Annotated in this window: 16 protein-coding genes; all 16 read right to left on the bottom strand. The window is 49.9% G+C overall.

Annotated features, from left to right (window positions below):
* Positions 1 to 65: 65 nt before the first annotated feature.
* Positions 66 to 2,039 (bottom strand): Stk1 family PASTA domain-containing Ser/Thr kinase, encoded by a 1,974-nt coding sequence (gene pknB, locus LRP54_RS06540; protein WP_231205681.1) that lies wholly within the window; start codon positions 2,037 to 2,039, stop codon positions 66 to 68.
* Complete coding sequence (locus LRP54_RS06545; protein ID WP_231235428.1) at positions 2,012 to 3,760, bottom strand: serine/threonine-protein kinase; 1,749 nt, start codon at positions 3,758 to 3,760, stop codon at positions 2,012 to 2,014. Before LRP54_RS06545 ends, pknB begins: the two co-directional genes overlap by 28 nt.
* Positions 3,757 to 5,214: a peptidoglycan D,D-transpeptidase FtsI family protein gene (locus LRP54_RS06550; protein ID WP_231235429.1), complete on the bottom strand. Its 1,458-nt coding sequence runs from the start codon at positions 5,212 to 5,214 to the stop codon at positions 3,757 to 3,759. Before LRP54_RS06550 ends, LRP54_RS06545 begins: the two co-directional genes overlap by 4 nt.
* Complete coding sequence (locus tag LRP54_RS06555; RefSeq protein WP_231205678.1) at positions 5,211 to 6,599, bottom strand: FtsW/RodA/SpoVE family cell cycle protein; 1,389 nt, start codon at positions 6,597 to 6,599, stop codon at positions 5,211 to 5,213. The genes LRP54_RS06550 and LRP54_RS06555 overlap by 4 nt, the downstream gene beginning before the upstream one ends.
* Positions 6,599 to 7,921, bottom strand: a complete 1,323-nt coding sequence (locus LRP54_RS06560; RefSeq protein ID WP_231205677.1) for a PP2C family protein-serine/threonine phosphatase — start codon at positions 7,919 to 7,921, stop codon at positions 6,599 to 6,601. The genes LRP54_RS06555 and LRP54_RS06560 overlap by 1 nt, the downstream gene beginning before the upstream one ends.
* Positions 7,922 to 7,923: 2 nt before the next feature.
* Positions 7,924 to 8,424 carry an FHA domain-containing protein FhaB/FipA gene (locus tag LRP54_RS06565; protein WP_231205676.1) on the bottom strand — a complete coding sequence of 167 codons (501 nt, stop codon included), beginning with the start codon at positions 8,422 to 8,424 and terminating at the stop codon, positions 7,924 to 7,926.
* On the bottom strand, positions 8,421 to 9,128 hold the full coding sequence (locus tag LRP54_RS06570) for an FhaA domain-containing protein (RefSeq protein WP_231205675.1): 708 nt from the start codon (positions 9,126 to 9,128) through the stop codon (positions 8,421 to 8,423). The genes LRP54_RS06565 and LRP54_RS06570 overlap by 4 nt, the downstream gene beginning before the upstream one ends.
* A gap of 482 nt (positions 9,129 to 9,610) precedes the next feature.
* Positions 9,611 to 10,450, bottom strand: a complete 840-nt coding sequence (locus LRP54_RS08485) for a DUF1684 domain-containing protein (RefSeq protein WP_231235430.1) — start codon at positions 10,448 to 10,450, stop codon at positions 9,611 to 9,613.
* 119 nt (positions 10,451 to 10,569) lie between these two features.
* Positions 10,570 to 11,544, bottom strand: a complete 975-nt coding sequence (nrdF, locus tag LRP54_RS06580) for a class 1b ribonucleoside-diphosphate reductase subunit beta (protein WP_231205791.1) — start codon at positions 11,542 to 11,544, stop codon at positions 10,570 to 10,572.
* 273 nt (positions 11,545 to 11,817) lie between these two features.
* Complete coding sequence (locus LRP54_RS06585; RefSeq protein WP_231235431.1) at positions 11,818 to 12,444, bottom strand: hypothetical protein; 627 nt, start codon at positions 12,442 to 12,444, stop codon at positions 11,818 to 11,820.
* Between the two features lie 210 nt (positions 12,445 to 12,654).
* Positions 12,655 to 14,049 carry an alpha/beta fold hydrolase gene (locus LRP54_RS06590; protein WP_231235432.1) on the bottom strand — a complete coding sequence of 465 codons (1,395 nt, stop codon included), beginning with the start codon at positions 14,047 to 14,049 and terminating at the stop codon, positions 12,655 to 12,657.
* Between the two features lie 32 nt (positions 14,050 to 14,081).
* A complete protein-coding gene (locus LRP54_RS06595) occupies positions 14,082 to 15,059 on the bottom strand; it encodes a ribonuclease H family protein (protein ID WP_231235433.1) in 978 nt (325 codons plus the stop codon).
* Between the two features lie 80 nt (positions 15,060 to 15,139).
* On the bottom strand, positions 15,140 to 17,383 hold the full coding sequence (locus LRP54_RS06600; protein ID WP_231235434.1) for a S9 family peptidase: 2,244 nt from the start codon (positions 17,381 to 17,383) through the stop codon (positions 15,140 to 15,142).
* 323 nt (positions 17,384 to 17,706) lie between these two features.
* Positions 17,707 to 20,205, bottom strand: a complete 2,499-nt coding sequence (locus LRP54_RS06605; protein ID WP_231235435.1) for an ABC transporter permease — start codon at positions 20,203 to 20,205, stop codon at positions 17,707 to 17,709.
* On the bottom strand, positions 20,202 to 20,921 hold the full coding sequence (locus LRP54_RS06610; RefSeq protein ID WP_231205668.1) for an ABC transporter ATP-binding protein: 720 nt from the start codon (positions 20,919 to 20,921) through the stop codon (positions 20,202 to 20,204). The genes LRP54_RS06605 and LRP54_RS06610 overlap by 4 nt, the downstream gene beginning before the upstream one ends.
* A 187-nt stretch (positions 20,922 to 21,108) precedes the next feature.
* Positions 21,109 to 22,875, bottom strand: coding sequence for an ABC-ATPase domain-containing protein (locus LRP54_RS06615; RefSeq protein WP_231235436.1), 1,767 nt, complete (start codon positions 22,873 to 22,875; stop codon positions 21,109 to 21,111).
* Positions 22,876 to 22,908: the final 33 nt, after the last annotated feature.

Here is a 22,908-nt window from a genome sequence, read left to right on the forward strand (position 1 = left end):
AAGAATCACATGCACATACATAAAAGGCCGGCCTGAAAAACCAGACCGGCCTTTTTATGCCATTATTAATTCCGACTTGAGGACGAACGTGGCTGTTCTTCAGGTTTTGGACCTTTCGACACCATAATCGTCACCTTGGAACCCTGCGGAATTTGACTGCCCTCAGCCACCGACAATTGTGTAACCACACCAGCATCCGCATTCACGTCATAATGCTCAGAAGCCGTCACAGTCAAACCCAACTCGTCAACAAGTGAGCGAATTACCGCGTCTTTTTGCGCGCCAATCAAGCCTGTCGGAATCGTCACCTTGCCATCAGATAACGTTAAACCAACCTCATCGCCCTTCTTCAGTTCAGTACCAGCAGCAGGCTCGGTAGAAATCACGCGCCCCTCAGCAACTGTTGAACTATTCTTCGTCAACACATTGCCGAAACTCAAACCAGCAGAACGTAAAACTTCACGCGCTTGATCCTGAGTCATCCCAGACAAATCAGGTACAAGCACCTTTTCTGAACCAGAAGACACGTAACCAGTGACAGTGCTACCCACTTTCACTTTCCCACCTGAGGAAGGATTCACGCGGACAATTTTGCCTTCAGCCACATCATCAGAAGCCTCTTTCGTATCTGAAAGTTTCCAGACCAAACCTAAAGCCTCTACAGCAGCTTTCGCTTCATCAGGTGTCATCCCGATCAAACCGTCAGGAATCTTCACAGAATTTGGCCCCGACGATAAAAACAAGGTCACGGTGGAACCTACCTCAGCATTATCACCACCAGGAGGATCAGTGCGCGCCACAGACTCAGCAGGTACCGTGTCGGAAGGCTCCGGCTCGCCGAGCTTCCATTTGAATCCTGCTGCTTCAAGAGTCGTTTTTGCCTCTTGCTGGGTCATACTGACAACATTAGGCACCACAGCAGTTGCTGACTGAGTGCTTTGACCCCCAGATAAAGCCCACACAATCGCCATAATCATGCACAGAGCAATCACGATAAGGCTGATACTCAAAATAACAGGGCCACGCTTCTTCTTTTCAGGAGTTTCAGGTGAAGGCACAGCGGTCATCACCTGTGTTCCTTGAGGTGAAAACATACTTGTGTGGGGACCTGAGGCAGGAGTGGGCAACATCTGAGTTGTTTGTGAAGCCCACACGGATGTTTCAGGTGCGGTGACCTGACTACCTGAGAGCATACGGATTAAATCAGCTTTCATTGACGAAGCCGTGACATAACGATCATCAGGGTTTTTCGCCATTGCTTTCATGACGATACGATCCAGCGCCTCTGGAATATCTGAAGCTAAATGTGAAGGAGTAGGAGGCAACTGCTGCACATGCTGGTAAGCCACAGAAACTGCTGAATCACCCTTAAAAGGCGGTTGACCGGTGAGCAGCTCAAAAAGCACCACGCCGGTTGAATATAAATCTGAGCGCGTATCAACCTGCTCACCTCGGGCTTGCTCAGGCGACAGGTATTGCGCAGTTCCCACAACAGCATTTGTTTGAGTCATTGTGGACTGCGAATCAGTCAAAGCCCGGGCAATACCAAAGTCCATGACTTTCACTTCACCCTGCGTGGTCAACATGACGTTACCGGGCTTGATATCACGATGCACTAGGCCCTTAGAGTGGGAATACTCTAAAGCTGACAAAACGCCAGAAATAATGTCAATCGCTTCATCAATAGGCACAGGAGTACCGTCAGCCAGTAAGTCTTTCACCGTGTGGCCTTCAACGTATTCCATCACGATGTAAGGCACAGCAAGCGTGTGACCACCAGGCAAAACTACGGGATCTTCACCTGTGTCATATACCCCGACAATATTTGGGTGGTTCAATGAAGCAGCCGATTGTGCTTCACGGCGAAAACGAGCTTGGAATACAGAATCTTTTGCCAGTTCTTCTCGAAGCATTTTGATAGCGACGATACGTGATAGCCGCGTATCAAAACCAAGGTGGACTTCCGCCATACCTCCTCGCCCAATAAGTGAGCGCACTTCATACCGCTCTCCTAAACGGCGTGCCATGTGCTCAGCCATGTTCTAACCTCCTCCATTGTCGCGGTCTGAGTGCTGCTGATAAGTGTGGAAAAACCGAGTCTGTGATGGATGGTGGCGGCCACAACCAGCATCACAGTGAGCATGAACAGTGCGATCACCACCCATTTCCCGATTCTGTGACTTAAAGGCGTGGGCGGGGATACCACCGAACGATTGTATTTAGTAGATAGGGACTGTACACCATGGGTGTCATCATGGGTACGCCGCATATGCGACGTAGCGCGCGTGTCGGGCCACATAAAAGGCTCCGCGCGTAATGCCGGATTGGCTGCTCGGCGCGTTGAATCAGGACGCGAAGTACGAGGCAACGAGAAGTGACGCTGCTCGGGGTTTGTCTCTGCTGAAGAAGCACGCTTTGTAGGGACAAAAGAAGGGCGACCATGCCTTCTTTGTTGAGATTTTACTGATGAAGGGCCAGGAAAGATCGTATCCGAAGCCGTTGTATGAACAGAATGTTCCGATGAGGGCGGATGAGGCTGTACGGTCCGCCGACGAAAATCTGGGAGCTGTCCTCCCGTATGTGTGGGGGCGGCAGGTGAAACAGTTTCACCTGATAAATCATGAGATGAAGATACGTGTCCTGGTGAGCCAGAATATGTATCTTCATGGCTCACATGAGGTGCAGGTGTGGTCGATTGCCTTGTGCGGTCACCTGAAGGAGAAAAATGCATACTACTGGAAATACGTGGCACGTCAGGTAGCTGCACATCCATATCCACAGGCTCAAGATACTTTGCTGGCAAGCGTGTATGAGGTGTGTGACGCACTGGAGCAACGACAGGTTGTGACGCGGTTAGTGGCATGTCACGTTCAGAGTTTTCAGGTAAAGGTAATGGATGCGGCTGCAGATCAAGGTGAAGCTGTGTTGCCGCATTCATGAGTTCACGGGCAAGCGCAGTACCAGAGGAAGGCCGACGTTCAGGTTCTTTTTCTAGCAGGTGCAAAACCACATTCGCAATAGGTTCAGGAATATCACGAGGCAGGGGAGGTAACGGGTCATTGACATGTGCGAATGCGATATCTACCTGAGATTGACCTGTATATGGACGCTGCCCTGCAAGTGCTTCATAGGCGATAATCCCGAGGGCGTATAGGTCGCCCAATGGTGTGGCGTCTTTGCCCATAGCTTGTTCGGGCGGTAAGTATTGGGCGGTTCCCATGACCATGCCATCGACTGTTAAATTCACTTGGTCATGTGTGCGTGAAATGCCAAAATCAGTAAGTTTCACAATGCCATCGTCACGAACCAAAATATTGGCAGGTTTAATGTCACGATGAACGACACCGGCTTTTTCGGCGGCATCTAAAGCCATAGCGACCTGCATAAGAACAGGTAAAAGATCTGCTACAGCAATGCGGGAATTATTGGCCAGGTAATCAGTCAGTGGACGACCATCAACTAATTCCATGATGATCCAGCCGCGCCCGTTAGCCTCTCCGGAATCGTACACGTTAGCAACATTAGGGTGAGTGATGCGCATAGCATTTGAGGCTTCAATTCGTAGGCGCGACAGTGAGATTTCTTGACCGGAAAACTCAGATTTCAGGATCTTTGCTGCAACAAGACGCCCAGTTTCACGGTCACGCGCTTTCCATACTTCACCCATGCCACCTTGTGCAACATGCGCAAGTAACGTGTAGCGGCCTGCTAGGACGCGGCCAGTAAGCGTAGTAGGGTGCTGTGATCCTGAATGTGTCATTTGATTCCCGCCTCCAGTAGTGCGCGCAAGATCGGGCCTGCTGCGGATTCTCCTGTGGGTTGAGGGTCAGCATCATCACCTTCAACAAAGATTGCGAAAGCTATCTGAGGGTTATCAGCTGGAGCAAAACCCATCACTGAGGCTGTTGTTCGTTTGTGTTCATCCCCGTTTTCCGCTGTTCCAGTTTTAACAGCAATAGGGAAAGGGAGTCCTAAAAGGCTGCGTGCTGTTCCGTAAGGAGCTTCCACGACATCACGCATCATGCGTGTTAAAGCGTGGGCGACCTCTGCACTTATAGGCGCTCCTAAAGATGTGGGTGAAGTTTTTGACTGGGTTTGTAGGTCAGCATCGAGTATTTCGTTGATGAGATACGGTTTCATCATTTCGCCGTTGTTTGCGATAGCCTGCGCAATCTGAGCCATCTGTAAGGGCGTGACTTTCACATCGAATTGACCGATTGTGGTCAATGCTAGCTGTGCGGGGTCTGTTTTCTCTGGGAAAATCGAGGGCGTGACTTTCAGTGGAATTTCAAGAGAATCACCGAAACCGAATTTTTGTGTCAGGCCAGCTAAATCATCGTGAGTCAATGATGCAGACGCAAGGACAAAAGTAGTATTGCATGAGCGCGCAAATGCTTCAGCGAGTGTAGGGTTCCCATTGCCACACGCAGAATGCCCGTAGTTTTCAATAGAAGTCCTTGTTGTGGGTAGAGTCGCTTCTGTAGGCGAATCCATATGCGTATCTGGCTGTGCAACACCTTTTTGCAGTAGCGCGATGGTGGTGAGGACTTTGAAGGATGAACCAGGGCGGTATAGGTCACCGGCGATAGCACGGTTATACAAGGGCCTTGATGGATCCGTAACGAGGGCTTCATATGCGGCTTCTGCTGCGGCACCATCTTGTACGGCAAGCGTATTTGGATCGTAGGAGGGGGAAGAATACAGTGCGCGAATAGCTCCTGTTTGTGCGTCGAGAGCGACAACAGCGCCTTTACGTGAGCCAAGTTTTTCGGCGGCAATACGTTGAAGTTGTGGGTCAAGTGTGAGGGCAACTCCTCCACCTTGACGAGTATTCCCTGTAAATAAGTTACGTATGCGCTGTATTAGAAGTGCAGAAGAATCACCACTGAGTACTTGTGAGGCCGCGGCTTCTATGCCTGTGGATTGGGAAAATGTTGAGGAAAAGTAGCCTGTGACAGGTGCGTAAAGAGGGCCTTCAGAATAGGTGCGTTGATAGCGCCTTGTGTCCTCAATTTTTGATGAGGAAGCAACAGCAATCCCATCCACAATAATTGGTCCACGATCAGTTTCTGCCGCATGCAAAATTGAGCGCGCATTACGTGAATCAGCATTGAGCTGTGGCGCACGAAGTACATGATTATGTGTTACAGCTAAACCTAAAGCACAGAACATCAGGAGCACAACGACAAAAAGTTTACGAAGCTGATTATTCACTGCGTACCTCCTGCCATTGCTGGAATTTGACCAGAATCTGACCAAGGAGTTGGGGTGGCGGGTCGTCGGGCTGCGTCAGATATGCGCAGCAGTAAAGCAACTGTTATCCACGAGGACAGCATGGAGGAACCTCCCGCAGCCAAGAATGGCGCTGTCAGCCCTGTGAGCGGAATAAGTCCGGTCACACCTCCAAGTACCACGAAAAGTTGCAAAGCCAAAGAAAAACTTAAACCGGCTGCAAGGAGTTTCCCAAAACCGTCACGGACCCCAATTGCGGCGCGGAAGCCTCGTTCAATCAGAATCACGTAGAGCAATAAAATTGCGAAAAGACCAGTTAATCCGAGTTCTTCAGCTAGAGACGACAAAATGAAATCAGAATTTGCTAGGGGTACCAACTGAGGGTATCCGCGTCCCCAACCGGTTCCCATCAGCCCACCGGAGGCTTGTCCAAAGAAAGATTGGACCAACTGGAATGATCCTCCGTTTTGTTCGTAAATCGCAGGATCTAACGCGTGTAACCAGATGGTGAAACGGGCACGTACATGCCCAAAGATACGGATAGCTAAAAGGACAGCCGGTGTGAAAAGGACGAAACCGAGGACAAGCCATGAGACTCGATTTGTTGCCACGTATAAGACAGCAACAAATAATCCGAAAAACAACAAAGATGTCCCAAGGTCGCGTTGCAGAACCAAGATAGCGATTCCCAGCAGCCATATAACCATGATCGGCCCAAGGTCACGGATACGGGGCAGGCGTAGGCCCAGTACCTTCGGTCCTCCGATAGCAAGATTGTCACGGTTAGCTACTAAATAGCCTGCAAAAAATATGGCAAGAGTGATTTTGACGAGTTCTCCGGGTTGCAGTGAAAGCGAGCCTATACGAATCCATACTTTTGCGCCGAAAGTTTCATGACCAAGCCCTGGGGTCATGGGAAGTAAAAGGAGTATCAGTGACAATGCTCCACATGTGTACGTGAAGCGACGTAATTTACGATGATCGCGTAAGACAATGAGGGCAAGCGCGCCCAAAAGTATCGCTAGACCTACGAAAATGAGTTGCCGACGACCGACAATATTTCCTCCGATGAGGGCATAGGACTGATCCAGTCGATGAATCATCGCTAAACCGATACCTGTTAAAGCGACTGTAATCGGCAAAATAACGGGGTCAGCGTAGGGTGCTAAAAAGTGGACACCAACTTCAGCAATGATTGCAAAGGCAACAAGGATACTGACGTGTACGACCAGGTCAGAGGGTACTTCACCTGTGCGGTTCACGGAGGTGAGTATGTAACCGCCGACGCCGACAGCAAGTGCCAGTAGCATCAGGAGCATTTCGAGGAATCGTCGTGGGCGTGCGGGCGCGATCGTCACGGTAGCCATCAGGACACAGCCTCACTTTGAGGCGTGTTTTGCTGGGAATCTGACTCACCTATCTCAGATGACTGCGTATTTCGTGTATCAGCCCCAGATTGACCAGTGCGTGGGGTGCTTTCCTTCATAGATTTTTGGCTGGAAAGCCGCAATTGTGAAATATACGAATCAATGTCTTCACGTGAGGAACGAGTCACCGGTTCAGTTAAACGTTGCCTATCAACAGGGGTGAGATCCTGAGTACGAATATCTGTCACAACAACCGGATGGGAAAACTTCCACGGCCCGATAGATTGAGGGATTCCTTGGTGGATAACAACGTAACCGTTGACAGCGAGGGCATAGTACTGGGTTTGCGTCCATGCCCAGCCAAGCCAGCCTGCTACTACAAGAATTACGCTCAGACAGAAAGCAAGAGCAGGGGCTTTCCAGTTGCGTCGCCGTGAAATGGGGGTGTCATTATGTGTGGAGGTCAGGGCAGGTGTGGGACGTAACGCTGCGGCGCGTGCGGCTGCTCCTGTTCCGCCGCGTGAAGGGGCTGCGTGGTCAACAGCGGCCGCGCCAACGATTTGTGGCTGCGTGAAAGTCTGAGTTCCTGTCGGAACCACATCCGCCACTATGCAGGTAATGTTATCGGGTCCACCTGCGCGTAGTGCAAGCTGAATGAGCTGTTCCGCGCACTCACCGGGGTCTGAGATTTCTGCAAGAACATTGGCAATAGTTTCGTCAGAGACGACACCGCTTAAACCATCTGAACACAACAGCCAACGGTCACCGATGACAGCTTCACGAATTGTTTCATCCGGCGTGGAATCGGTGTCGGAATCACCGAGAATACGCATCACAACGTTACGTTGCGGGTGATGCTCAGCTTCTTCTTTCGTGATTTGCCCAGTGTCTACGAGGTATTGGACAAACGAGTGATCCGTAGTGACTTGCACAAGTGCATGGTCCCTGAGTAGGTATGCGCGCGAGTCTCCGATATGAACCATTGCCAGTTTATTACCGGAACGCATGAGGGCTATGACTGTTGTGCCTAGACCTATGAGTTCTGGATCAAGGTGGGAACGCTCAGTGAGGTCTTCATGAGCTTGCGCGAGGGCTTTATTCAGTAAAGGCAGTAAAGAGTCAGCGGGGTGCGTGTCCGTGTCGAGGGGCGCGAAATGTGCTACTGCTACAGAGGAAGCAATGTCGCCTCCCGCATGGCCGCCCATTCCGTCAGCAAGGACCAGCAGGTGAGAGCCAGCGTAAGCGGAGTCTTGGTTACTTGCCCGCAGTAGGCCTACATCAGAACGAGCAGCACAATTAAATTCAACGACATCGGAGACCATTGCTACCTCACCAACTCCAGTGTGGTTTGACCGATATGTACGGTCTGTCCCATCTGTAATTGTCGAGGGTCAACTAGTCTTTCCCCATCAACAATTGTTCCGTTACGTGAATTTAAGTCCTCGATCCACCAGTTCCCCTGATTATCAGGTGTTAAACGTGCGTGGCTGCCAGATGCGTATTCGTCTTCGAGGACCAGTGTGGACGCGTGTGAGCGGCCAATGACAATAGGGGAAGAACCCAGTGGGATAAGGGTTCCAACAAGTGACCCTGAAGTAACCAGCAAGTTATGTGGAGTTGAAATGTGGCCTTTGCGATCAGCATTGCGGCGGTCTTTACGGGATTCGCGTCGTCGCGCGTCGTGATCTTTTCGTCCTTTACCGCGAGGAAGGACGATTGTGCCGAAAATGTCACGGCGTAAAAGAGAAACAGCCCCAAGGACAAGGATCCACATGAGAGCCAAATATCCTAAACGTAAGACTGTGAATGTGAGATCAGATGTCATATATGCGACTCACTTTCACTGGTATGTGTCCAAAAGAGGATAGGGGTGCGGCCAATGACGATTTCATTTCCGTCTACCAGTGTGGCGGCGTCAATCTTGTGTCCTTCAACGAAAGTTCCGTTTGTTGAGCCGAGATCTGTGGCAATTACTCCGGTGGGGGTAATACGAAGTTCAAGATGACGACGTGACACGCCAGTGTCGTTCACAACGATGTCACATTCAGAGCCTCGCCCGATAACAGTGACGATTTCTGTGAGTAGCCACCGGCGGTCATCAATTTCAACAATGGGGTGTTCGGGTGACGGTGCCACATTTGTTGCTGGCGCAACATGGCCGCGTACGCTGGAGGCTTCCACGGTGAGATGGCCGGTTGTTTCTGTTTCGTCTGCGAAAAATTCGACAGAAATAGGCCCAAGGAGCGCGTATCCACTGGCGGAAGCGTGTTGAGTGGCTTGTTCAGCAAATTCTGCGGCGAGTGCATCAAGATCATGACTGAGATTGCTTAGATCAGAGGAGGAAAGACGCACGAGGAAATGGTTTGGTGTGACTGTGCGATCAGTGGAGACTTCGTGAAGGTTTTCGTCTTGTGCGCGCCGGATAGCTGAATTAATATCAACTGCTTTTATTCCAGATTTGAATACGCGCGAGAAAGCGCCGTTGAGTCCGCGTTCGACTGCGTTTTCGAAGCGGTCAAAGATGCTCATCTCGTCTCCTTACACTGGGTGTATCTGGCTATCGTAGTCATATGTTGACACTTGGCCCACCGCCAGTCTAACGGTCAAGTCCACATTGAGGTGTATTCTGAACCTAAAATCTGTCGGTAAAGTTTTTGTATTTCCCTTCTTTCGCCTTTATTTTCAGCAAAATCATTGAAATGTGGCGCTTTGCTGAAATGTGCCTATAAAAACAGTGTGTGTGACTTTTCTTAATGGTTCAGTAGGAGTGCGCGCTTGTGTACGGTCTGCTCCTCATCAATCATGGGGTGTAGGACATGAAAGTGTGACGGGTATGTTCCGCATGTGCCTCAAAAATATAAAACTGAAGATATGGGCTGTACTTCCGATTATCCGTACTGTAAACGAGGACTTTCGTGGGTGTCGTATCGGAATGGAAGCTACACATTTCATGTGTGCTCCCTAGGTAAAAGAATTCGGCAGAGCTTCTGGTGGGCCTACAGGAAGGTTTTTTACGACAGGATTGGTGATTTCTCACCTGCTTCTACTCGCAGGGGAATTTTGTTGCCTGCTGGTGGCATAGGGCATGTGCCAAAAGGTGTGAAATGGCTGGGAAATACTTGGGAACAATTGAAATTAATAAACCATTGGCCGCCTGAAATATTCCCCTCAGATGTGCAGTACACAAGAGGGGCTACACGCCACAGTGGAGTATCAACACCATTTGTGTGATCGTGGAAAATAATGGAAGGCTCATTGACACTGCCAGTCACAGTTAAAGTAATGTGTGAGCCGTCAGGTAAAGAAACGCGGACAGTTCCCACACGAGTAAGGGATGTCGTTAAATTTTCTTGAGCACTGGTCACAGTAATTACTGAAGTTTCCTCATCCCACATCGGCACACACGGGCAAATCCATGTGGGAGTGAAATCCCAGACAGGGACACCGGTAAATGACGTGCGCAGGGCAGAATGTGGATCGCGTATGCGGATGAGGGACCCTTCGCCTCGCTGCGCAACCTCCGCGATTTGGTCTTTGTAGCTCAGTGACATATCGGATTCGCCCCGTGATAACACGAATGTTGCCTCACGCACAGGCATACCATCACGGAAAAATTCTGTATCACTATCCGCATGAACGTTCACAATGAATACGTTGTTTTCCGGTGAAAAAATGACAGACCATAAACCTGGGAAATGAGGTATGGGTGAAGGAATATCTGATAGCCAGGTCAGTGATGTCAATGATAACCAGCCGTGGGGTTCCTTCAGGGCCTGTGTGCGTTTGCTACGCCATTGGTTCCAGTGGGTAATGGTCATGGTATCACCGCATTTATCCAGCTGATTTTCCACAATGACTTCCCTCTATGACACGTGGCAAATATACGTACCTGACCACCGCATTTTCGTAATGAAAAGTAGGTGGGCAGGTAATGCATTCGTCACTTGTTCGCTACCGCGTTGCGTGTCGATCAGAAATCCCAGTCCTCGTCCTCTGTGTCAACGATTTCACCAATAACATATGAGGATCCTGAACCAGAGAAGAAGTCATGATTTTCGTCTGCATTCGGTGACAGTGCGGCTAAAATCGCGGGATTCACATTTGTTTCATCTGATGGGAATAAAGCTTCATACCCTAGATTCATCAATGCTTTATTCGCGTTGTAGCGCAGGAATTTCTTGACATCTTCGGTTAAGCCCAGCGGATCGTACAGATCTTCTGTGTATTGTTCTTCGTTTTCATACAGTTCAAAAAGTAAACTAAAGGTGTAATCTTTGAGTTCTTGTTGGCGTTCTTCAGATGATTCCGCTACAGCAAGCTGGTACTTGTAACCAATGTAGTAACCATGAACGGCCTCGTCACGGATAATCAACCGAATCAGATCAGCAGTATTCGTCAGCTTCGCATGTGATGACCAGTACATTGGAGCATAGAAACCGGAATAAAACAGGAAAGATTCCAGCATCGTGGACGCGACTTTCCGTTTTTCGGGATCATTACCCTCATAGTAGGACTTCACGATTTCTGCTTTACGTTGCAAAGCCTCATTTTCTGTTGACCAGCGGAAAGACGCATTAATGTCTTCCGTTGACAGTAAGGTGGAAAAAATCGACGAATAAGACTTTGCGTGAACAGATTCCATGAACGCGATATTGGTGAGTACAGCTTCTTCATGAGGTGTGCGCGCGTCAGGAATCAATGAGATAGCACCAACTGTGCCCTGCAAAGTATCAAGCAAAGTTAAACCGGTAAATACGCGATTCGTCATTTGTTGTTCTTCAGGAGTCAATGTTTTCCACGAAGCAATATCGTTAGACAACGGCACCTTTTCAGGGAGCCAGAAGTTACCGGTTAAACGATCCCAGACCTCAAGATCTTTCTCGTCCTCGATGCGGTTCCAGTTAATCGCTTCAAATACCGGTTCGTTCACTGCTTTGCCTTTCATGTAGGTCACATGTATTCGTAGTGTGTGGCGCTTGTGTTTCCCTCAGCCTAACGCCCAGCAGCCTTAGAGCTTCACACATCATGCAGGGTTGCGTTGCTTGATATTCTTCACCGTCAAAGTAACAAAGAAAAATGTGGAATCCTCACCTGTATGCCACGCGCACCGCGGATATGAGGCGATAAAGGCATACACGATATTGTGCGTTCATGCAGCTATTTCACGAGCAGCGTCACATAATGGATAAATGGGAGCACAAGCTTTCAAGATTTGAGGCTAATCCTGATCGTATGCGCAATTACTGAGGAAAGCATTCGCAGCTAAAGAACAGGCGCCAGTGAGCAGAGCCAAAGGCAGGGCCTGTGCAGTATGAGCCAGCTTCTTTCCAGAGAATCGACGGCGTTCTGCGCGACGGAACAGCCATTTTTCACCAGCAACAGAGGCGGCAATACTCGCACCTGTAAGGGCAAGGCCAGCAGCAATAAAAGGCAAAGGATTTTCTTTTACCTGTGACATGAAATCTTCAGGTAAATCCTGACTGCAGCACACGCTTTGATCGTGCGAGCAGCCACACTCATGAGAAGTTTCAGAATCGGAGTGCTCTGTCTGTAAGACATCTGAGGAATCCGTAGGAGTATCGGGAACATGTTCTTCTTCCACGTCCTCTAGCCAAGGATCTGCGCAGGTTTGATTTGCCACACTACGCTGAGCAACCACTACTTGCGTTGCAAGTACAGCAGTTTTAGCGATGAAACGAAGAGAACGCGAACGCACGAAATCAGGCATGGAATACCAGGCGAAAACAGTGCCTGCAGCCGCTGCTGCATCTTTAAGAGCCTGCGGGTTTTCGGCGACAAAATCGCGGACAGCCGCTGAAGTTAAAGGCAAAGACAAGGTACTCATCATCTCTCCGTCAGTTGTAGGAGGGGTTCATATAAGCATTTATAGAAAAGACTACCGGTGTTATCTGCTGAGCGCTGCTGGAAAGAAACAAAAAGCAGATACATGAACACAGCGTGGACAGATTCCGGCATAAAGCCGTGAAATCTGGGCCGGCTGGAGCCAGCCCAGTGACGATCACAAGCCAACAAAGGATCGATACGTCCGATACGATCAATCCTCCAAGAGCGAGGCCATATATTCGAGGACACGTGTACCAGAAGCCCGTAGACCATCATGCTGATACTCATTAGTAACCCATGTGCGTGTCCCACGAATGAGCGCCGCAGTATCCATTGACAGTTCCCGTGGAACAAACATGTCGTCGTAGTACACGGTTGCTACTACAGGAATATCATTATCAGCCAAAACCTCAGGACGATACACGCAGGGCCAGTCTGTACGCTGAGCCAAAATGTCGGCAGCCTCAGCGAAAGGTTGCAGTGCAGGGCAGGTCTGATACAGAGAACGCATCATATGTTCACCGGTCAAATAATAAGGTTCGCCCATATCTAACGGGTCAGCATCAGGAACAAAGCCACGGATTTGCTGAGCTAAACGATCAGCAGACCAACCTGTTGCACGGTCAGATATGTCACGAATTGTTCCAGCATAAATAGTTTCATGGAGAACCGCGTACATGGGGGCGATAGCTAACTCGTTGGAGATATCTTCAAGGAATTGGTGAGATAAACGTCGCTGCCCTCGAATATTTACCCACGGCCCCTCAAGTAGGTAATGCAGCATGTCTGTACGTGTTTGAGTACCAAGCCCCAGACCAATCATACGGAAACGGTCAGAAGTTAATTGTTCACCTGTAGGTAAGAATTCTTCCGTGTCACGCACATGAGCAGCTATTTCGCGGATAGTACGTTCATCTGAAGGGTGCATACGCAGGTACATGCGGTTACGTGCAGCCGTCTGTTGATATGTGAGGCGGTAAATGTCATCGACATGGGTAAATCCTGGTAGACCACCGGTGATAAAACACTTCTCTAAACCCTCAGGAGCTAACGACAAGTATGATGTGGTAATGAATCCGCCGAAACTTTGCCCCAACGTGGTCCAAGGTTTGCCGCCAGCCAATGCGTGTCGCACGTATTCTGCGTCGTAGACAATCTGATCTTGGCGGAAAAACATGAGGTAATCCGCTAAAGCTTGCGCGTCAAGGTTCCCATCAGATGTCCTGAAACGATCATCTTCACATAGGCTACGCGCATCTAAACGACCTGATTGTCCGGTGCCGCGCTGATCCAGAAGGACCAGACGGTATTTTTTCAGCAAGAACCCTAACCATCCGTCACGGAAATCACCGGCCCGCGGTGAACCATAACCAGGTCCGCCTTGTAAATAACACAGGTAAGGAAAGTTTTCGCCGCCTTCTGGGACTACTTCACGAACAAAAATTTCAATGCTTTCATTGTGCGTAAGCCGAATGGACGTTGCCTTTGCTGATTCTTGTTCAGCGGTACCAGAAGCAGTATGAGCCTGAGCACGGTGATCTAAAGGAACAGTGAAACGGTGTTCGTGAATGATGCATCCATGCTGCCGATATGTTGAGGTGCGCATAACGTAAACCTAACGTGTCAGTGAGGGGAAAATCAGGACAAAGCAATGGGTGTGGATTGATAGTGAACTAAATACACAGGTCGTGAAGTCGGGATATCTGCGCGCCCCAAAGAAGGCGTATCATGTGATTTTTTCTGTTCCCACACAGCGAGGTCGAAAGCCGAACCTGAATCCCACTGAATACGGTGACACACCAACCACGCGCTTTCACCAAGAGGACGCACATCCACTCGACCAACAGATAACGACGAAGGAACAGGCCCACTCATACTTTCTGTTACCTGACCATTGGGCCACACACGATGACAGCGTGGAGCGCACAACTGATTCACAGTGTCTTGATCCCCATTAATCCACGCTTGTAAGAACAACGTATGCGTGTCACGGATAACGCGAAGCATATCGTCATCTGTTTTCGAGCAAGCCTGCACTGATACTTCTTTTGAGGAAGCATCATCGGCTGGTGCGGGCACGTGTGAATGAGGATCTGCGATCTGAGAGTCAATATTTGCGAGGCTACCCGGGGTTTGCGTTAAAAAATAGCGGAAAGCAGGGCCAGTTGGCGGCTCAGTGCCATCCTGATAGGCCTGAGCACAAGCTCGCGCACGCGCATCAGCTTGTTCATTCAAAGGATGACCAGCATGGCCTTTCACCCACGTAAACTCCACTGTGCGTCCTGCGATCAGTACGTCAATATCTTGAATAAGTTCCAGATTCTTAATGGGTTGTTTGTCGGATTTTTTCCAGCCGTTTTTCTTCCACCCGTGCCGCCATTTTGTCACCACGTCAATGGCGTAGCGTGAATCGGCGAGGATATGCAGTGGCTGGTCGGCAAGTCCGGCAGCTTCAGTGGCACGGAGTAGTTCACGAATGGCGTTGAGTTCACCTAAATTATTTGTCCCAATTTCCCAGCCGCCTGCATCCCAACATTGCTCAGAAAGTACCCACGCCCATCCTGCAGCACCTGGGTTCCCTAAAGATGAGCCATCAACCGCTACTGTCAGTGTCATAGGGAAATCGTAGCCTTTCTGTGATTTTCCTTGCTTTGTCATCCGTGTTTTACAGGCAAAGTTTACGATAACGCAGCAAACTAATGACGGATACCTACGAGCGAAAGTGCAAAAGATGATTCTTCACCCCGCGCTTTCCACCGTTCCTCACGTGCAGATGGACCACCGTGACCAGCAACCATTTCTGTCCGTAAAACAACAGGTGAAAGCAGCGGGTCAGAAATCGTCGCCTCACGTATCCGCTGCACCCATTTCGCTGGTTCAACAAAAAACACGCGAGTGTCATTCATAGATGTAGTCGCCATTAACGCAGGATAAGCCACGCGATCACGTACATTCTCGTATGGAGAATACGCTCGCATAAGCTCATATATGTGCCGGTCCGTTATCGGATTACCCCATTCTTCCCATTCGCCAGATGTCAGCGGCAACGAAGCATCCAAAATAGTGGTGAGAGCATCAACGAAAGGGACCCCAGCTAAGACAACACGGAAAAGCTGAGGAGCTTCATTCATAACCGCCCCCATGAGCAGACCGCCGGCAGAACGCCCCTGCGCGATCAGACGATCTGGATGCGCCCAACCTGTGTCAATGAGCCATTGTGCGACATCCAGAAAATCTGTGAATGAGTGAATTTTTGAGCTTTTCTTCCCGTCCTCATACCATGCGCGTCCGCATTCACCGCCTCCGCGCACATGCGCAATCACATGAATGACTCCGCGTGTCAGGGCAGGCAGTAGGCCCGTATCAAATTCGGCATCGAAACTGACTTCATAGGCACCGTACCCGTGCAACCAAGCTGCATGTGAGCCATCAGGTGTGGCATCTTTCGGATAAACAATGGTGACAGGAATACGTGTTTTTCCATCCCGTGCCTGAACCCATACGCGTTGTTCTACGAAATCAGAAGGATCCCAATGAGGTACTTCCAGTGTTTTCAAGTGGACGCGTTCGCCTGTAGATGGGGTGATAAGTTCCCATGTGGGCGGCACAGTAATGCTGTGATGCGCGATACGTAAAGAACGTGTATCGAATGGGCCACAATGACTGGGCATGAGTGTGCGCACAGGTGAATCAGTGGAGATTCGTGTCCACTGCCCCCATATGTCCTGTAGGCGGTGACTTTTCTTTACCTGAGGCGGACTGAGTCGTTGGCAGTATTCAACATGCGGCAGTGAACCTGAACGTAAAGAAAGAACAAGGAAATCACGGTAGGCTTCAACGTCAAGTATGCGCTCGCCGGCCCCGGCTTCACGTAAAGTAACCCAGATATCAGGTGAGGCAAAGGGGCGTGTGTTTTGCGTGTGACCGGCGGGTTGGGCCATAGGTAGAGGGGCAAGTGCGACGGTGCCTTCTTGGTTATGCCGCGTGTGAACGAGGACCAGATGATCGCCCGCAGGCTCAACGGTGACCATGACATCTTTTTCACGCGGGGTGATGCACAGTGGTGGCGTATACGGGTGATCTGTGTACCACAGCCATGCTTGTCCTGTTGTGGGTGAGGTCGCATGGATAGCCACATGCGCAGGATCAGGTGAGGGGGAAAACCACAGGTCAAAACCTTCATCATCTTCATGAAGTAACACGCGATCTGTTTGGGCTTGATCCCCTACGGTGTGTACCCATACTTCATGCTGTCGCCATGCGTGGTCAACGCGGGTATAAATACAAGCGGATGAATCAGATGACCAAGCAAAACCTGTACCTGTTCCTGTTATGGTCGTGTCAATCACACGTCCTGTACTTACCTCATGAATTGTCCAATCCCATCGTTCATCTCCTGAAGTATCACATGACCATGCCACAAAACGACCGCATGGGCTGGGAATAAGCTCACCCAGGCGGAAATATTCATGACCGAAGCTGTGAGCATTTTCGTCGAGGACTAGTTCTTCTTGCGCTCCGACGCAGTGTGCGTCAATTTGAGGGGGCCTGTCCTGATGTGCTGAGGCATACAGGCGATAGTGTGTGCGATATTGCTGGTTTTTATTCCAGCGGGAAAACCACCAGTAATGGCCGTATCGGATAGGGACAGTAGCATCTGTGAGGACTGTGAAAGAACGAATTTCGTTGGCAATACGGTCACTGAAATCACGTATCGGCGCGCATACGTGATCTGTCCACGTATTTTCTGCTGCCATATGAGCAATGACTTCAGGGTTATTTTTGTCGCGCAGCCAGTCCCACGGGTCGTCAAAATGGTCACCGTGAATATCGCGTACTCGGTAGCCTGTTTTCTTACGCGCTTGAGGCGGGTGTGCCGCGTTGTGGGGGTGAACCTGTATCGGTTGGTGTTCGGCAGTAAAAGAATGTGAAAGTGTCATCGTCTTCTAGGGTGCCATGTGTGGGGCATTGAATGTTCATGAGGTGGCCGCATGTGAGATGTGAGGCGCATAAGCGGCGGGGGCGGGTGTGTGGCTTGCCATTGTGCCACACACCCGCCCCCGCCTCCTCGCTCATCTGTGCTTTTACTTCAGGGCAGCGCCTAGCCCTTTCATGAGGTTGCTTGAAAGGGATTTTGTTGCAAGCTGCCGCTTCAGCTGTTTCACGAGGTTGAGAGTAGCGAAAGCGCTTGCGCTTCAAGATGGTGCGCTAGCGCGCCATTATTCCATCATGCTACCGCGTCGCCACTCCGTCACCTCACCAGTTATTCATGAGCCAATGCTTCCACTGGGCTGGTTCGTGAAGCTCGGCGGCCTGGCAACCATGAAGCCACCAATGCGGCACCGATAGCTAAAGCCGACATACCTGCAACGATGCCCCACGGGAAAACAATGAGGGTATGGTCAGTAGATATTGGTAAAGCGTACACACCTGCGATACCAAATCCCGTGCCCAAGATGATGCCGGTCAGCGTTGCAGCACAGGCGATAAGCAGGGCTTCAACGGCCAGCATCCAGCGCATATCTTTCCGTTTCATACCGAGGGCACGAAGCAACCCATTTTCACGTGTTCTTTCATGTACGGATAAGGACAGGGTGTTTGTGACACCTACCAGTGCGACGATAACGGAAATCCCTAGCAATCCGAGGACTATCATCAAAATAACGTGAATTATTTTCATGTACATGGCGCGTTCAATGGCGGCTCCATCAACTGATAATGAGGAATCAATGGAAGCTAAGTCTGATTGAACGGTGATAGCGTCCGCGTCAGATGCCAGTTTCACAATAACCATGCCGACTGGAGCCTGGGGGCTTAATGATGTGAGTGTGCGTTCTGATACGCGCAGAACCCCGTCGTACACGTTTTTTTGAATATGTCCGGTGAGTGTTGCGCATGTATTCTCGGTGACGCACACCGTGACTTTATCGCCATCATTTACGTGCAAATCCATGTCAGGTAGCAGCACAGTATCATCCGCTATTGGTTCTACAGGTGAATGTGCGACGGAATTCAAATCAGGATAGCCACGCAGGATGAATTGCATGACCTCAGCATCTGACTGTTTGTGTGCTTGCGACAGTGTGGCGTTGATTTGACGTACAGGGACAGTTACTTGAACACCGCGAGTTGTTGCAATACGTTGTTGTAGGTCACTGCTGATTTCTGTGTTTTGTGTGGACACATTAAGGTCGTAAGGGCGTTGCGTGTCAACCTCAGTAATCAGGGTTTTTTGGACAGAGAACGCGCCTAAAGCCATCATTGTCATGAGGGTGACACCAATGGTGATGGCAACCGCTGTTGCTCCTGAACGTCCGGTTGAACGGATGATATTTTCACGTGCTATCTGGGGGATGATTCCGCGGGTCAATCGCCCTAAACTGTAGGCGACGTAGGGAAGTAGGGCGGCGCATAGGATCATTGAGGCGATCAGGGCCACGAAGCCACTGGCTAACGCGAAATTGAAAGCATGATCGTTGGTACTGCTAAAAGCGAACCAGGACATTGAAGCGGCAGAGGCCAGAAAAACCAGAGTGGATATTATGAGGAATATGCGGCGTGATTTTTTGGCTTCTGTATTGTAGTTTTCCAGAGGTGACAGTGCTGCTACAGGTGAAATACGTGCCATATTCAGTGCGGGACGTAAAGCAACAAGTAATGTCACGAATGTTGCGCTCGCCCATGTAATAACCATTGAGGTGACGGGGAATAAGGTTGAAAGACTTAAGTGAACGAGGTCAAAGTAAGCCAGAATACCTGCCCCGAGTGCTGCGCCACAGAGTACGCCAATGAGAGCAGAAATAACTCCGATCATCACTGCTTCACAGATGACCAGGGATCGTACTTGCCGAGTTTTCGCCCCAATTGCTCGCAGTAAAGCAAACTCGCGGCGGCGTTGAGTCATGACCACTTGGAAAGTTGTGCTCACGACGATAATGGCGACGGCTGCGGCGATGAGTGGGAATACAAGGATCATAGCCAAGGATGTATTACCACCCATACGTGCTTGTTCTAACTCCTTTTCTAAAGCAGCGTGTGCTGTTTGTACGGTGAATCCGCTATTTTTTCCCAGTCGTGTTTCAATACGTTCAACAAGGTTTTTTTGCGTATCAGCACTGGGCTGAACATTTCCGTCGGATATGAGTAACTCGTGGGGTTGGAATGAGCCGAGAATTAACTTGGCGCCTTCAGGTAAGACCACCGCTGAAGGAAAGGCTCCCAGTGGCTCTTTGGTGATACCGCTGATGGTCATGACGTTTTTTGCTGCTTGTACGCCGGCACTGTCAATAGTTATGGTGAGGCTGTCACCCACGTGAAGGTTGAAAGAGGAAGCTTGTGCGCTGTCTATAGTGATTTCTGAGGCTTTGGCTGGTACTTTTCCTTCCACAATGTGCGGTTGGGTGAAAGGTTCGGTCGCAAGAGTTGTTAAAAATACTGGGAATTTTTCCTCTCCTGTTATGGCAGAGGCTGGGAACATCCAGTACTTGTGAATATTTTTCACACCGTCGATAGTTTGTATGGCATCTGCGACTTGATCCATGTCCTTGAAAGCAGAATTTTCGTGGGAACTATCGACTGAGTAAGAGACGATAGCAGCAGTGCTGTGGTAACGATCAGTAATTCTTTGGGTTAAAGAGTTTTGTAATCCTGCGCCTAAAGATAAGCACGTCATAATGAAAGCGGTTGAAATAACAACGGCAAGTCCAGTGGCAATGTAACGGCGTGCGTGGGTGCGCAGATTTGCTCGTAGGAGCTGATTCATCGTAAAGCCTCCTGCAATGCTTCAGCTTGTGGGTGACGCATATCCTCTACGATGTGGCCGTCGCGCATGACGAGTACACGATCGGCAGCTTCGGCGCATGTAAGGTCGTGAGTCACCATGATGACGCTTTGGTTGAGTTCTTTCACGGCAGAATGTAAAAGTCCGAGCACTTCACGGGAAGCTTGTGAATCGAGGTTACCTGTTGGTTCGTCAGCAACAAGTACGGCTGGGCGTGATATGAGTGCCCGTGCGACAGCTACACGTTGTTGTTGCCCGCCGGATAATTCATGGGGCCTGTGTGTGAGGCGTTTTTCAAGGCCAAGAATTTTAACAATGGATTGGAACCATTGATTGTCAGCTTTTTGTCCTGCTAGGCGTAGTGGTAGCAAAATATTTGCTTGAGCATCAAGGGTAGGGACTAGGTTAAAGCTTTGAAAAATGAATCCAATACGGTCACGTCGAAGCTCTGTTAAAGCATTGTCATTGAGGCTATCGAGGGCTACTCCATCAACGGTAACACTTCCACTGGTGACATGGTCGAGGCCTGCCAGGGTGTGCAGCATTGTTGATTTACCGCATCCAGAGGGACCAATGATGGCTGTGAATTCACGTGGAGCAAAGTCGACACTGACATTATCTAAAGCGATGACTTGTGCTTCACCGGAACCGTAGATTTTCGATACTGACTGTAAACGTACAACTGGTGTAATACTCATGTGTACTATTGCATGTCATAAACGTTTGAAATGATAGTAGGGTAGCCCCTGAAGCGCCCCTGAATATTCCCTGAGGCTGTGCTGTTCTTTAATTCGTGAGGGTGGCCTCCTTTGAGGTAAATCAAGGATTAATACTCACAATAAATATCTTTGAAGGAAGCGGGTACAGTTCCTGCACCTACTTTTCTTAGACGTCGTGTCGTACCAATGTCAAATGCCGTACCCGACTGATTGCAGCTCCAAGGTCTACGCGGCGTGGTCTAGCTAAAAATGCCGGATAGGGTCGTGCTCCGGCTTTGGTTAATGTATCTAAACCTTCAGAATTTATGAGCCGTTCCATACGAACTAACAGTTCAGATAAGGGGGTTTTAGCGTCTGCGAGATGTTCAAGCACCATCCGGATGCCCCATGCGATAGCTTCAGTTTGGCCTTGATCGACTATCTGTTCCAGATCTGATAAATCAACATTTTGCTTATCGAGCTGAATATGTGTTGTTCCGCTGACTTTTGTTCGTGGTTTATCACCTGAACCGCGTGAACGTAAAGGTGTGCGTGCCAGCGAAATATCTGCGACATCGAGGTGCGTGACAGGTCGCGGCATCTGTGCAACTACTTCGCGTGCCCGATTGGTCACGTCGTAGCAGTGGTAGGTATCGAGCATGAGGACATGATCGGCCACATCAAGATAATCCCCTGAACCACCCATCACCATAATCGTTGATACCCCGTAATCGTGAGCAAAAGATCTGACTCGATCAACGAAAGGGGTGATCGGTTCACGGTCAGCTTCGACCAGTGCCCGCATACGCGAGTCACGAATCAGCAGGTTAGTTGCGCACGTGTCCTCATCTAATAGCAGCACAGGAACGTTAAATTCGATAGCTTCCATAATCGCTGCGGCTTGTGAGGTGGAGCCTGAAGCATTGACGGTTGAAAAATCTCGTGTATCTGTGCCCGCCGGAAGGTGACTAATGAAAGGGGACACATCCACGCCGGTAACGGCTCGCCCATCTGCGGCCCGTACCTTCATGGCATCAGGAAGTGTTGCGACTAGTTCACGGCCGTCACCGTGAATATGCGCGTATACGCCGCGTTGTATTGCGGATAAAAGAGTGGATTTCCCGTGGTAGCCACCGCCAACGATGATGGTGACTCCTTCAGGGATTGCCATTCCGCTAATGCGACCTGCGTAAGGGAGGTCAACATGTGCGCGTAACGTGTCGGGAGACGTAAAGGGAACGCCATCTGCTAAGGGCTCCTGTGAAACACCGCTGCGTCGGGCAAGCATCGCGCCATCAGCAATAAAAGCTACCCATTTTTTTCGGGTCAGTTCTGTTTGCAGATGCTGGTGGTCAAGGTATGTGTGGATGTGAGTGAGTAGGTCCGCGGTTTTTTTGTGAACGTCAGCATTGTCAGAGATAAAGTCACATAAATCTAAAGCAAGATCAGGGATGTCTTCGTCAAAAAGACGCGCGGCAGCGTGACCCATAATTGTTCGGCCACGTGCAGGCAGTTGCACCTGGAAACGAATTTCCACGCGATCGGAAGTAACAGTTGCTGTGGAGCGTTGAAGGATTTCTTGTCCGATGCGGGCAATATGTATGGCACCTTGAGAATTGTGCGCACCTAGTTTTGCTATGAAAGTACGAATCAGGAAGTCGGCGGTGGCGACGCGAGCATGGTGACTTGCTAAGGATTCATCGGGCAGTCCCATATGTGAAGGGCTGGCCAGTAGTCGCACAGATGAAGGCGGCGCATAAGGATCCGCTTGAATGTGGTCAATCGCGATAGTGAAATCACCGTAATCCCATGTGCCAATTACTGATTTATAGGAGCCGTAGTTTCGATTGTCGAGTCGATGTAAAGATGAAATGAGTTCTTCGTCTGTGCCGACGCGTCGTCGGATAGTGCGCTCATGTGAACGTTGAGGGCTGGCGAAAGGAGCGGGTGTCATAGGACAAGAGTATGTGAGTTCGCTGTGTCTGCG

It is taken from the genome of Schaalia sp. lx-100, assembly GCF_021083625.1.
Lineage (GTDB): Bacteria > Actinomycetota > Actinomycetes > Actinomycetales > Actinomycetaceae > Pauljensenia.

Excerpts from the sequence above, each read along its gene's own strand:
- LRP54_RS06600 (WP_231235434.1), bottom strand. The coding sequence starts at position 17,383 with ATGACACTTTCACATTCTTTTACTGCCGAACACCAACCGATACAGGTT.
- LRP54_RS06595 (WP_231235433.1), bottom strand. The coding sequence starts at position 15,059 with ATGACACTGACAGTAGCGGTTGATGGCTCATCTTTAGGGAACCCAGGT.
- LRP54_RS06565 (WP_231205676.1), bottom strand. The coding sequence starts at position 8,424 with ATGACATCTGATCTCACATTCACAGTCTTACGTTTAGGATATTTGGCT.
- pknB (WP_231205681.1), bottom strand. The coding sequence starts at position 2,039 with ATGGCTGAGCACATGGCACGCCGTTTAGGAGAGCGGTATGAAGTGCGC.
- LRP54_RS06610 (WP_231205668.1), bottom strand. The coding sequence starts at position 20,921 with ATGAGTATTACACCAGTTGTACGTTTACAGTCAGTATCGAAAATCTAC.
- LRP54_RS06570 (WP_231205675.1), bottom strand. The coding sequence starts at position 9,128 with ATGAGCATCTTTGACCGCTTCGAAAACGCAGTCGAACGCGGACTCAAC.
- LRP54_RS06545 (WP_231235428.1), bottom strand. The coding sequence starts at position 3,760 with ATGACACATTCAGGATCACAGCACCCTACTACGCTTACTGGCCGCGTC.
- LRP54_RS06590 (WP_231235432.1), bottom strand. The coding sequence starts at position 14,049 with ATGCGCACCTCAACATATCGGCAGCATGGATGCATCATTCACGAACAC.
- LRP54_RS06585 (WP_231235431.1), bottom strand. The coding sequence starts at position 12,444 with ATGAGTACCTTGTCTTTGCCTTTAACTTCAGCGGCTGTCCGCGATTTT.
- LRP54_RS06555 (WP_231205678.1), bottom strand. The coding sequence starts at position 6,599 with ATGGCTACCGTGACGATCGCGCCCGCACGCCCACGACGATTCCTCGAA.
- LRP54_RS06560 (WP_231205677.1), bottom strand. The coding sequence starts at position 7,921 with ATGGTCTCCGATGTCGTTGAATTTAATTGTGCTGCTCGTTCTGATGTA.
- nrdF (WP_231205791.1), bottom strand. The coding sequence starts at position 11,544 with ATGAAAGGCAAAGCAGTGAACGAACCGGTATTTGAAGCGATTAACTGG.
- LRP54_RS06615 (WP_231235436.1), bottom strand. The coding sequence starts at position 22,875 with ATGACACCCGCTCCTTTCGCCAGCCCTCAACGTTCACATGAGCGCACT.
- LRP54_RS06605 (WP_231235435.1), bottom strand. The coding sequence starts at position 20,205 with ATGAATCAGCTCCTACGAGCAAATCTGCGCACCCACGCACGCCGTTAC.